Origin of the sequence: Streptomyces sp. cg40 (genome assembly GCF_050320165.1) — a bacterium.
Taxonomy (GTDB): Bacteria; Actinomycetota; Actinomycetes; order Streptomycetales; family Streptomycetaceae; genus Streptomyces; species Streptomyces hokutonensis.
Genome location: NZ_CP190128.1, coordinates 1,267,074 through 1,278,846, shown reverse-complemented (window position 1 = coordinate 1,278,846; position 11,773 = coordinate 1,267,074). Strand labels below are relative to the sequence as shown.

General features: G+C 69.0%; 11 protein-coding genes. 8 read left to right on the top strand and 3 right to left on the bottom strand.

All coding sequences use genetic code 11. From position 1 onward, the window contains the following. Positions 1 to 15 precede the first annotated feature (15 nt). From ACQHII_RS05695 to ACQHII_RS05665, 7 genes are all read left to right on the top strand, one after another. Positions 16 to 210: a hypothetical protein gene (locus ACQHII_RS05695; protein WP_019069460.1), complete on the top strand. Its 195-nt coding sequence runs from the start codon at positions 16 to 18 to the stop codon at positions 208 to 210. A 139-nt stretch (positions 211 to 349) separates the two neighbouring features. Beyond that, the gene (locus ACQHII_RS05690; RefSeq protein WP_427918184.1) at positions 350 to 1,393 is read left to right on the top strand and encodes an NUDIX hydrolase; all 1,044 of its coding nucleotides are present in this window, start codon (positions 350 to 352) and stop codon (positions 1,391 to 1,393) included. A 250-nt stretch (positions 1,394 to 1,643) separates the two neighbouring features. Next, the gene (locus tag ACQHII_RS05685; protein WP_427918183.1) at positions 1,644 to 3,461 is read left to right on the top strand and encodes an ABC transporter family substrate-binding protein; all 1,818 of its coding nucleotides are present in this window, start codon (positions 1,644 to 1,646) and stop codon (positions 3,459 to 3,461) included. Positions 3,462 to 3,582: 121 nt separating this feature from the next. Beyond that, a complete protein-coding gene (locus tag ACQHII_RS05680; RefSeq protein WP_427918182.1) occupies positions 3,583 to 4,569 on the top strand; it encodes an ABC transporter permease in 987 nt (328 codons plus the stop codon). Continuing rightward, positions 4,562 to 5,482, top strand: coding sequence for an ABC transporter permease (locus ACQHII_RS05675; protein ID WP_427918181.1), 921 nt, complete (start codon positions 4,562 to 4,564; stop codon positions 5,480 to 5,482). Before ACQHII_RS05680 ends, ACQHII_RS05675 begins: the two co-directional genes overlap by 8 nt. Then, positions 5,479 to 6,597, top strand: a complete 1,119-nt coding sequence (locus tag ACQHII_RS05670; protein ID WP_427918180.1) for an ABC transporter ATP-binding protein — start codon at positions 5,479 to 5,481, stop codon at positions 6,595 to 6,597. The genes ACQHII_RS05675 and ACQHII_RS05670 overlap by 4 nt, the downstream gene beginning before the upstream one ends. After that, positions 6,594 to 7,664, top strand: coding sequence for an ABC transporter ATP-binding protein (locus ACQHII_RS05665; protein WP_427918179.1), 1,071 nt, complete (start codon positions 6,594 to 6,596; stop codon positions 7,662 to 7,664). The genes ACQHII_RS05670 and ACQHII_RS05665 overlap by 4 nt, the downstream gene beginning before the upstream one ends. Here the strand turns inward: ACQHII_RS05665 and ACQHII_RS05660 are convergent. Genes ACQHII_RS05660 through ACQHII_RS05650 form a run of 3 tightly spaced genes read right to left on the bottom strand, consistent with a single transcriptional unit; the run spans position 7,637 to position 10,364 of the window. Next, positions 7,637 to 8,689: a protein kinase family protein gene (locus tag ACQHII_RS05660; RefSeq protein ID WP_427918178.1), complete on the bottom strand. Its 1,053-nt coding sequence runs from the start codon at positions 8,687 to 8,689 to the stop codon at positions 7,637 to 7,639. The genes ACQHII_RS05665 and ACQHII_RS05660 overlap by 28 nt on opposite strands. Before the next feature lie 14 nt (positions 8,690 to 8,703). Further along, positions 8,704 to 9,000: a DUF1905 domain-containing protein gene (locus ACQHII_RS05655; RefSeq protein WP_427918177.1), complete on the bottom strand. Its 297-nt coding sequence runs from the start codon at positions 8,998 to 9,000 to the stop codon at positions 8,704 to 8,706. An 8-nt stretch (positions 9,001 to 9,008) separates the two neighbouring features. Continuing rightward, positions 9,009 to 10,364 carry a dipeptidase gene (locus tag ACQHII_RS05650; protein WP_427918176.1) on the bottom strand — a complete coding sequence of 452 codons (1,356 nt, stop codon included), beginning with the start codon at positions 10,362 to 10,364 and terminating at the stop codon, positions 9,009 to 9,011. A 132-nt stretch (positions 10,365 to 10,496) separates the two neighbouring features. Between ACQHII_RS05650 and ACQHII_RS05645 the strand changes: the two genes are divergently transcribed. Further along, the gene (locus tag ACQHII_RS05645) at positions 10,497 to 11,765 is read left to right on the top strand and encodes a geranylgeranyl reductase family protein (RefSeq protein ID WP_427918175.1); all 1,269 of its coding nucleotides are present in this window, start codon (positions 10,497 to 10,499) and stop codon (positions 11,763 to 11,765) included. The last annotated feature ends 8 nt before the right edge of the window (positions 11,766 to 11,773 follow it).

Genomic DNA, 11,773 nt, shown 5'->3' with positions numbered 1-11,773 from the left:
TCAGTTGAACGGGGCATGAAGAAGCGCAGCATGCTGGCCATCGCCTCCCTCGCCACCGGGTTCGTCGTCGCCGCGATCACTCCGTCGCACTCCCACGACCACGACGTACTCGGCGATCTCAACGTCAAGGACACCGTGGGCTCCATGGACCACCTCGTCAGCGACGGCAGCCTTGCCGTCGACGAGGGTGCCCTGGGAGAGAACAGCTGATACCGGTCCAAAGCCAACGGCGCCGGTGCCTCGTCGGAGGGGGCCCCGGCGCCGTCGTATGCGCGCTCTCAACTGGGGCTGGTTTCCGTGGCAGGGTGGAACGGGCAAGCCTCAGGGGGCCAACAGAAGAGGGGGACCTGTGACCGTCGTCTGGATCAACGGCGCGTTCGGTGCAGGCAAGACCAGCACCGCACGGGAACTGATCGACCTGATCCCGAACAGCACGTTCTTCGACCCCGAGATCATCGGCGGGGCACTTCCGAACCTGCTCCCGGCCAAACACCTCGCGGAGGTCGGCGACTTCCAGGACCTGCAGATCTGGCGACGGCTCGTGATCGACACGGCCGCCGCCATGCTCGCCGAGCTCGGCGGGACCCTCGTCGTCCCGATGACCCTGCTGCGCCAGGAGTACCGGGACGAGATCTTCGGCGGCCTCGCGGCCCGCCGCATAGAGGTCCGGCATGTTCTCCTGGCACCGGCGGAAACGATCCTGCGCGAGCGAATAGCCGGCCGGGAGATCCCGCCGGACCTCCCCGACGGGGAGCTGCGGATGCAGCAGTGGGCGTACGACCACATCGAGCCGTACCGCGCCGCACTCGCCTCCTGGCTCACCGCCGACGCGCATCTCGTCGACACCAGTGCCCTCACCCCGTACGAGACGGCCTGCCGGATCGCCGACGCCGTCGGCAGCGGTACCGTCCCCGTCTGCGACATCGTGCAGACCCCGGAGCCCACCTCCGAGACCGTCGCGGCCGGAGTGCTCCTCTTCGACGAGCAGGACCGGGTCCTCCTCGTCGACCCCACCTACAAGGCCGGCTGGGAGTTTCCCGGCGGTGTCGTCGAACCGGGCGAGGCACCCGCCCGGGGCGGCATGCGCGAGGTCACCGAGGAGACCGGCATCGTCCTCGACGACGTACCCCGGCTGCTCGTGGTCGACTGGGAACCACCCGCACCGCCGGGCTACGGCGGTCTGCGCCTCCTCTTCGACGGCGGCCGGCTGGGCGCCGCCGAGGCGGACCGACTGCTGCTGCCGGGACCGGAGTTGCGCGGCTGGTGCTTCGCCAGCGAGCAGGAGGCCGCGGACCTGTTGCCGCCGGTCCGCTACGAGCGGTTGCGGTGGGCGCTGCGGGCCCGGGAACGCGGAGCCGCGCTCTATCTGGAGGCGGGCGTACCGCTCGGGTGACGACACGTCAATTTGCGGTCTGATCAACGATGTTGAACGGGACTTTGCCTTTTCGGGGACACCACCTGGCGATTTTGCGGGGCATGGGTCATTCCGATAACAAAGCGAGGGTGAATTGTCGCCTTCCCGGTATGAACAGGAACGTGAAGAAGGTACATCGGAGCTCTAACGTCTTTGCGCAGCTCAGTTCTCTCGCGGCCGCCGGCCGCCTCGACGGGACCGGACATTTCGCCGGTCGAAGGAGAGGAACATGCGCGCGCCATCCTCGGCCCTCACCCGGGCCCTCACCCTCGCCGCCGGGCTCACCCTGGTGCTCACCGCCTGTAGCAGCGGCGGTGGGGGCGGCGGCTCCAGCAAGGGCACTTCGGCCGGACTCACGTCCTGCAACACCGTGGGCCAGGCCAACACCTGCAACTCGGCCGCCACCAAGTCCGGCGGAACGTACACCTATGTGCTGGAGAAGAACATCCAGCAGTGGAACGTCCAGGACGTCAACGGCAACACCTTCGAGAACGGGGAGGCCCTGGAGGTCGTCCTGCCACAGGTGTTCGTGCCCCAGCCGGACTTCACCGTCGCCCTCAACACCGATCTGGTGACCTCGGCGACGCAGACCAGCACCAGCCCGCAGACCATCGTCTACAAGATCAACCCGAAGGCGGCGTGGAACGACGGCACGCCCATCACCGCCGACGACTTCACCTACTACTGGCGCACCAACAACGGCAAGGACTGCCCGCCGCCGCCCGCCAGCGACTCCAGCCAGACCCACGGCTGCCTGCCGCAGAGCACCGCGGGCTACGACCGGATCAAGTCCCTCACCCCGTCCGACAACGGCAAGACCTTCACCATGGTGATGTCGAAGCCGTACTCGGACTGGAAGTCGCTGTTCGGCGCGGGTTATCCGCTCTATCCGGCGCACACCGCGGAGAAGCTCTCCGGTGCCAAGGTCGGTGACGCCGCCGCCATGACGGTCACTCAGATGGCGCAGGCCTGGCAGTACTTCCTGAAGACGCCGCCCACCAAGTACCCGACCGCGGGCGCCTACAAGATGCAGCAGTGGGTCGACAACGACCACGCCACCTTCGTGCCCGACCCGAAGTGGTACGGCGCGAAGAAGGCGACCTTGCAGCGGCTGATCTTCAAAGTGATTTCGGACGCGACTCAAGAGCCAACGGCCTTGAAGAACAACGAGGTTCAGGGCATCTACCCGCAGCCCGAGGTGGACCTGGTCAACCAGGTGAAGAACATCCCCGGCGTCACCTACAGCATCGGCAACGGGCTGACCTGGGAGCACTTCGACCTCAACCTGCACAACCCGGTGATCGGGAAGTATCTGGCGCTGCGGCAGGCGATGTTCACGGCGATCAACATCAAGGACATCATCGCCAAGACGGTCGGCCAGTTCGACTCGGCGGTGAAGCCGCTCGGCAGCCACAACTTCGTTCCCGGGCAGGCCGGTTACAAGGACGTGGTCAGCGCCAGCGGTCAGGGTTCGGGTGATCTGACGAAGGCGAAGAAGTACCTCACGGACGCCAAGTTCACCGGTGTGGGTACCGCGTTGAAGACCCCGGACGGCAAGGCCGTCGGTCCCTTCGACTGCCGCTACACCACCGGCAACCAGATCCGGCAGAGCGAGTGCCAGATCCTGCAGAGCAACCTGGCGAGCCTCGGCATCAAGATCACCATCAAGCCGATCGGCGCGGCCGACCTCGGCACGGTCCTCGCCGGGCACCAGTACGACATCATCGTCTTCGCCTGGGTCGCGGCACCGTTCCCGACCAGCAACGCCCAGCAGAACTGGTTCACCGGCGGTGGCGGCAACTACGGCGGCTACAGCAACAAGACGGCCGACTCCCTGATCTCCCAGGCCGTGGGCGAGACGGACGCGACCAAGGCCGCGGCCCTCCTCAACCAGGCCGACCAGCTCATGGTGAACGACGCCTACGTCCTGCCGCTCTACCAGAAGCCGACGTTCTTCGCCTCGCAGACGCGGTTCGTGAACATGCGGAACAACTCCACCAACGTGGGACCGGCCTACAACACGGGCACCTGGGGCCTGAAGAAGTAGCCCACCACCCACGGGTGTTGGTTCCACCGGCACGCCCGTCGAGCCCGGCCCCGGCGACACCGGGGCCGGGCCCCGACCACGGACGGCATCCCCGAACCGCCGGCCTCCGAGAGAAGACCGCATGCTCGCCTACACCGTGCGCCGCATCCTCGTCTCCGTACCCGTCCTCATCGTCTCGACGTTCATCGTGTTCCTCGTCGTCATCAACTCCGGCGATCCGGTGGCCAATTTCGCCACCTCACGCCAACCCGCGCCCAGCAAGGCCGCGGTGACCGCCTTCGCCCGGCACATCCACGCCAACCAGCCGGTGATGGAACGCTATTGGAACTGGATCACCGGCGTCCTGCACGGCGACTTCGGCCCGTCCGTGCAGGCCAACCTGAACATCGGACACGATCTGTTCACCCGCTTCAAGGTGACCATCACCCTGGTCGCCGCCGCGATGATCCTCGCGCTGATCATGGCCGTCGTCTTCGGCGTGTTCAGCGCCATCCGCCAGTACTCCGCCGCCGACTACACCATCACCTTCTTCGGCTTCCTCTTCCTGGCCATGCCGGTGTTCTGGTTCGCGGTGCTGCTCAAGCAGGCCGGAATCTGGTTCAACGAGAAGACCGGCAGCCAGTTCCTCGGCACCATCGGCGAGAAGTCCCCGTACCTCGAAGTCGACACGACCTGGAACCAGTTCACCGATCACGTTGGCCACCTCATCCTGCCCACCATCACCCTCGCCCTGGTCTCCTTCGCCTCCTGGACCCGCTACACCCGCGCCTCCATGCTGGAGGTCCTCAACAGCGACTACGTACGCCTCGCCCGCGCCAAGGGACTTCGGCGCGGCAAGGTGATGACCCGGCACGCGCTGCGTACCGCCCTCATCCCGCTCGCCACCGTCACCGCGCTCGACATCGCGATCATCCTGGGCGGCGCGGTGATCACGGAGACGATCTTCCAGTGGCACGGTATGGGCGAGATGCTGGTCCAGGCGGCGACCACGCTCGACGTCTACCGCACCATGGCCTGGCTGCTGCTCTCCGCCGTCGTCGTCATCGGGTTCAACCTCGTCGCCGATCTCCTCTACGCCGTACTCGACCCGAGGATCCGCTATGACTGATGTTGGGGCACTCGGGCCGGTGGACGCACAACTGCCGCGCCCCGACAACGAGTTCACCGTACGGCAGCGCACCCAGACCCAGCTCGTGCTGCGCCGCTTCGTACGGCACCGGGCCGCGATGGTCAGCCTGGTCGTGTTCGTGCTGATCCTGCTGTGGGCGTTCATCGGCCCGCACCTGTGGCACTACTCCTACGCGAAGTACACCGAGGACAACTCCAAACCGCCGTCCTGGAAGCACCCGTTCGGCACCAACTCCTCGGGCTACGACGCCTACGCACAGGTCATGCGCGGCACCCAGACCTCGCTGAAGATCGCCATCATGATCGCGCTCGGGTCCACCCTGGTGGGCGCGATCTGGGGTGCCATCGCGGGCTTCTACCGGGGCGTCGTCGACGCGGTCATGATGCGGATCGCGGACCTGGTGCTGACGCTGCCCCTGTTCGCGATCGCCCTGGTCATCTCCTCCCGCACGGGCGGCTCCTGGTACTGGATCGCCATCGTGATCGCCGGACTGACCTGGGCGTACGTCGCCCGGGTCGTGCGCTCCTCGGTGCTGTCGCTGCGCGAGAAGGAGTTCATCGAGGCGGCGCGGGCGCTCGGCGCCTCCGACGTACGGATCATCTTCCGGCATCTGCTGCCCAACGCGCTGGGCCCGATCATCGTCAACGCGACGATCCTGGTGGCGACCGGCATCCTCACCGAGACCGCGCTCTCCTTCCTCGGCTTCGGCGTCCAACCGCCCGACACCTCCCTGGGGTTGCTGGTCTCCCAGGCGCAGACGGCGGTCGACACCCGGCCCTGGCTCTTCTACATCCCCGGCGCGTTCATCATCGCCATCGCGCTGACCATCAACTTCATCGGCGACGGCCTGCGCGACGCCTTCGACCCCCGGCAGCAAAGGGTGCGACAGTGACGACCACGAGTCATGGAGTGCGCGAGGTCCCCGTGACCTCCGCCGTGCTCGAAGTCGAGGACCTCAGCGTGGAGTTCGGCACGGAGGACGGGACGGTACGGGCCGTGCGCGGCGTCGGTTACCGGCTCGACCGGGGTGAATCGCTGGGCATCGTCGGCGAGTCGGGGTCCGGGAAGTCGGTGACCGCCCTCGCCGTGATGGGGCTGCTGCCGACCGGCGCCAAGGTGCGCGGCTCGGTCCGCTTCGAGGGCACCGAACTGCTCGGTCTGTCCGACGCGCGCCTGTCCGACCTGCGCGGCAGCGGCATCGCGATGATCTTCCAGGACCCCATGACCTCCCTCAACCCCGTGTACAACGTGGGCTACCAGATCAGCGAGACCCTGCTCCGCCACAACCCCGAGATGAAACACAAGGACGCCCGCAGACGCGCCGTCGAACTGCTCGGCACGGTCGGCATCCCCAGCCCCGAGCGGCGCGTCGACAACTACCCGCACGAGATGTCCGGCGGGATGCGCCAGCGCGTCGTCATCGCGATCGCCATGGCCAACGACCCGGACGTGATCATCGCCGACGAACCGACCACCGCCCTCGACGTCACCGTGCAGGCCCAGATCCTCGAAGCCCTGGAGACCGCCCGCGCCGAGACCGGGGCGGCCCTCGTCCTCATCACCCACGACCTCGGCGTGGTGGCCGGCCACACCGACCGGGTCGCGGTCATGTACGCGGGCCGGATAGTGGAGACGGGCTCGGTCGAGGACATCTTCTACACCCCGCGCATGCCCTACACCCTGGGCCTGCTCGGCTCCCTGCCCCGCCTCGACCGCGAGGAGGCACGCCTCACCCCCATCTCCGGCTCACCGCCGAGCCTGCTCAACCTGCCGCCCGGCTGCCCCTTCTCGCCCCGCTGCCCGATGCGCCGGGACGTGTGCGACACCGACGAACCCGTGCTGCGCAGGGCGGGTGGCGATCTGCACCTCAGCGCCTGCCACTTCGCCGACGAACTCGTCGACACCGGCGCCGACCAGGTCTTCGACGCGGTCGGCGCGGACACCGAGGCCCTGGCCCGCTTCGCCGACGCGGCCCCCGCCACGAACCCCGAGGAGGACGCCGTATGACCGCGCCCGCGCAGGCCGTCACCCCCCTGCCGCCGCTGCCCGGGCACGGCGGCACCGGCGAACCGGTCCTCCAGGTACGGGACTTGGTCAAGCACTTCCCGGTCATGTCCAAGGGAATCGTTCGGCGCCGCGTGGGCGATGTGCACGCCGTCTGCGGAGTCTCCTTCGACCTCCACGAGAACGAAACCCTGGGCCTGGTGGGGGAGTCGGGCTCCGGCAAGACCACGATCTCGCGCACCGTCCTCGGCCTGGAACGGGCCACAGCAGGCCAGGTCCGCTATCAGGGGCATGAACTCACCGAACTGAGCAGACGTCAGATGCGGCCCCTGCGGCGGGAGTTGCAGATCGTCTTCCAGGACCCGTACGCCTCGCTGGACCCCCGGATGACCGTCCACGAGATCGTCGCCGAACCGCTGCGCATCCACGGCCGGTACGGGTCCGGGGCGGGCTCCGAGGTGCGAGAACTCCTGCGGCTGGTCGGGCTCAACCCCGAGCACGGCAACCGCTTCGCCCACGAGTTCTCCGGCGGCCAGCGCCAACGCATCGGTATCGCAAGGGCGTTGGCGCTACGCCCGAAGGTCGTCATCCTCGACGAACCGGTGTCGGCCCTCGACGTGTCCATCCAGGCGGGCGTCCTCAACCTGCTGATGGACCTCCAGAGCGAACTGAGCCTGTCCTTCCTGTTCGTGGCCCACGACCTGTCGGTGATGCGGCATGTGGCGGGCCGGGTGGCCGTCATGTACCTGGGCCGCCTGGTCGAGATCGCCCCCGCCAGACAGCTCTTCGCCCGCCCGGCGCACCCGTACACCCAGGCCCTGGTCTCCGCCATCCCGCTGCCCGATCCGCGCAAGGAACGCGCCCGGAAACGCATCACCATCCAGGGCGACGTCCCGAGCCCGGTCCGCCCGCCCAGCGGCTGCCGGTTCCGCACCCGCTGCCCCAAGTTCGCGAACCAGCTGACCGAGAGCGAACGCGCGTCCTGCGTGGAGGAGGTGCCGGCGCTGGTCGACCGGGGCGGTGGCAACCCGGTCGCTTGTCACTACGCGGAGAGCGTGGAGCTGTTGTAGCCGAGTTCCCCGGCGGACGGGTACGGCGTCTGCCTGCTCCCGTTCATGAAGCGTCGGTTGAAGTCGCCCACGGTGAAGGCGAGTTGGGCGTACCGGGAGATGAGTTCGGCGGCGGCCCCGGGGATGCCCTCGGGCCGCCTGCCGCTGTCGGCGCACGCGCGGATGAACTCCATGCGCTCGTCCGGGCCGTAGCCGTACTGGTCCACGACGAGCCAGTGCACCAGGTAGGAGAAGGCATAGGCGTGGTCGTAGTGCAGGTGGCGGTCGTGGAAGTCGCGTTCGTCCGCGGCGAGTCGGAAGCGCGGGGAGAGGGCGAGGCCGTAGTCGGCGAGGTAGAGCTGCTGCCCGTCGGTGAGGATGTTCCTGAAGTGGACGTCGAAGTGCAGGAGTTGCCGCTCGCGGAGGAATCCGGTGACGGCGTCGAGACCCTGCTCCACGAGGGCGCAGGCCGTGTCGGAGCCGCCGGTGCGGAGCTGTTCGGAGAGCCAGCCGTGGAGGGTGTGCGGCTGGTGTTCCATGAACAGCGTCAGGCTCGCGGACGCCGTGCGCAGGGCCTCGATGTGCTCGTGCCCGGCGCCCCAGTAGGCCACGGTCCGCTCCGCGTCGGCGAGTTCCTCGGGGAGCGGCTGCTCCGGGGCGGGCAGGATCCGCCAGTGGTGGAGCAGCGGGAAGCCCGAGAACCGGTCGGACAGCACCCAGTTGGTCGTCATCTCGTGGACGGCCAGCTCCCGCCAGACGCCGAACCCGGGGCTGGGGAGCGCGCCGATGCCGTAGTGGCAGTAGGCGGGCGCCCCGAACACGTTGGCCGTCGACCGCACATTCTCCGCTCGCCGCTCCACATCGGTCAGCGGCATCCGCTTCACGAACACCCTTCTGCCGTCCACCTCGATCAGCGCCGAACGACCACCGATGCCGGACCCCAACGGCGCCCCCGCGTCGACCAGTTCGGTGAGCTCGTGGTCGGAGAGGAGGGCGAGGGACGTGGCGATGTCACTGTGGGCGGCGATGCGCGCGGTGCGGGACATGGCTCCATCCTCGTTCAGGCGATGCCGAGCCGGACGGTCATCTCCACGGTCACCTCGTCGTCCGCGCCGAGACCGCACGGCTTCCGCACGGCGTTCTTCAGGGGCAGCAAGTAGCCGCCGTCCTTGGGGAAGAGAGACGTCGTGAACACGGCCTCGCCGATCCGCGCCTCGACGGGGATCACTCCCCAGCCGTACGAGGCCATGGTGGCGACCTCGCGGATGTCCGCCGACTCCTCGTCCGGCACGGGGACGAAGTAGTACGGCGCGGGGCCGCGCCACTCGGTCACCCGGCCGGTGAAGACGAACCGCATGAGCGCGCTCAGTTGGCCGCGTAGTTCTGCAGGAACAGCGCCTCCGTCACCGACAGCCGCTCCAACTCCTCAGGAGACACGCTCTCGTTGACCGCGTGGATCTGGGCCTCCGGCTCGCTGAGGCCGATGAGGAGGATCTCGGCCCGCGGGTAGAGGGCGGCGAGGGTGTTGCACAGGGGGATGGAGCCGCCCTGGCCGGCGTACTGCATCTCCTGGCCGGGATAGGCGACCGCCATCGCGTCGGCCATCGCCGTGTACGCCGGGCTGGTCGTGTCGGCGCTGAAGGGCTGGCCCTGGCCGATCTGTTCGGTGCTGACCCGGGCGCCCCACGGGGTGTGGGCCTCCAGGTGGGCCCGGAGCAGCTTGGTGGCCTCGGTCGTGTCGACGCCCGGCGGGACGCGGAGGCTGACCAGTGCGCGGGCGCCGGCCTGCACGGACGGGGTCGCGCCGACGACCGGCGGGCAGTCGATGCCGAGGACCGTGACGGCCGGGCGCGCCCAGATGCGGTCGGCGACCGCGTCGGAACCGATCAGCTCGACGCCGTCCAGCACCTTGGCGTCCTGGCGGAACTGCCTCTCGTCGTACGACAGTCCGTCCCAGGTCGCGTGGGCGGCGAGCCCGTCGACGGTCGTCGAGCCGTCCTTGGCGCGCAGCGAGTCCAGGACGCGGATCAGCGCGGCCAGCGCGTCGGGCGCGGCGCCGCCGAACTGGCCCGAGTGCAGGTTGCCTTCGAGGGTGTCGATCTGGACCCGCACCAGGGTCATGCCGCGCAGGGTCGAGGTCACCGTGGGCAGGCCGACGCGGAAGTTCCCCGTGTCGCCGATCACGATGGTGTCGGCGGCGAGGAGTTCGGGGTGCTCCTCGGCGTACCGCTCCAGACCGCCGGTGCCCTGCTCCTCCGAGCCCTCGGCGATCACCTTGACGTGCACCGGGATGCCGCCGTTGGCCTTGAGGGCGCGCAGCGCGAGCAGGTGCATGATCACGCCGCCCTTGCAGTCGGCGGCACCGCGCCCGTACCAGCGGCCGTCGCGCTCGGTCAGTTCGAAGGGCGGGGTGGTCCAGGCGGCCTCGTCGAGCGGCGGCTGGACGTCGTAGTGGGCGTACAGGAGCACGGTCTTCGCGCCCTCGGGGCCGGGCAGGCAGCCGTAGACCGACTGTGTGCCGTCCGGGGTGTCGAGCAGGGCCACGTCCTGGAAACCCTCGGCGCGCAGCGCGTCGGCGACCCAGTTCGCGGCGCCCTCGCTCTCGCTCTTCGGGAACTGGTCGAAGTCCGCCACCGACTTGAAGGCCACCAGCTCGCCGAGCTCAGTTCTTGCCCTGGGCATCAGCGAGGCGACGGTCTCGGCGACCGGATTCGACGACATGGGCACGCTCCTTGTGGGTGCGACGTTGTACGAATGATGCCGTCGATCCTCCCACAACGGCCTGTGGCGATGTCCGCCGTAGGATGCGGGGGACAGGTGCGGCAGCGGCTTGATCGGGAGCAGTAGACCATCGTGAGCAGCGAGAACTCTTCGGCGGACGACGTGCAGCGGGTGTGGGACGTCGTCGTGGTGGGCGCGGGACCCGCGGGGGCCTCGGCCGCCTATGCGGCGGCCGTCGCGGGACGGCGTGTGCTGTTGCTGGAGAAGGCCGAGTTGCCGCGCTACAAGACGTGCGGCGGCGGCATCATCGGACCCTCGCGCGACTCCCTGCCACCCGGCTTCGACCTGCCGTTGAAGGACCGGGTGCACGCCATAACGTTCTCGAACAACGGACGTTTCACGCGCACCCGCCGGTCCCGGCAGATGCTGTTCGGGCTGATCAACCGGCCCGAGTTCGACCAGCAGCTCGTCGAGCACGCCCAGAAGGCGGGCGCCGAGCTGCGCACCGGCGTCACAGTGACACGAGTCGAGCAGCACGGCTCCGCGGTGCCGGACCGCCGTACGGTCGCCGTCGTCCTCCAGGGCGGCGAGACGGTCCTCGCGCGGGCCGTCGTCGGCGCCGACGGCAGTGCCAGCCGCATAGGGGCACACGTCGGGGTCAAGACCGACCAGGTGGACCTGGGCCTGGAGGCGGAGATCCCGGTGCCGGAGACGGTCGCCGAGGACTGGAAGGGGCGGGTGCTCATCGACTGGGGCCCGATGCCCGGGAGTTACGGCTGGGTCTTCCCGAAGGGGGACACGCTCACGGTCGGTGTGATCTCCGCGCGCGGTGAAGGCGCCGCCACCAAGCGGTACTTGGAGGACTTCATCGCCCGGCTCGGCCTCGCCGGCTTCGAACCGAGCATCTCCTCCGGGCACTTGACCCGCTGCCGGGCGGACGACTCGCCGCTGTCTCGCGGTCGCGTGCTGGTGTGCGGGGACGCGGCGGGACTCCTGGAGCCTTGGACCCGGGAGGGCATCTCGTTCGCGCTGCGCTCGGGACGGCTCGCGGGGGAGTGGGCGGTACGGATCGCCGAGGCGCACGACGCCGTGGACACCCGCCGCCAGGCGCTGAACTACGCGTTCGCGATCAAGGCGGGGCTCGGCGTGGAGATGAGCGTCGGCAAGACCATGCTCGCGGTCTTCGAGCGGCGCCCCGGACTGTTCCACGCGGCCCTCACCGGCTTCCGGCCGGCCTGGAAGGCGTTCATGGACATCACCCGGGGTTCGACCACGCTCGGCGAGCTGGTGCGCAGCCACCCCATGGCCCAGCGCGCGCTGACCGCCTTCGACCGCAGGACCGCGGAGCCTGTGGCGCCCGTCGAGGCGGTGGAGTCCGCGGAGGGCGAGGCCGGCTCCTGACCGCGGGG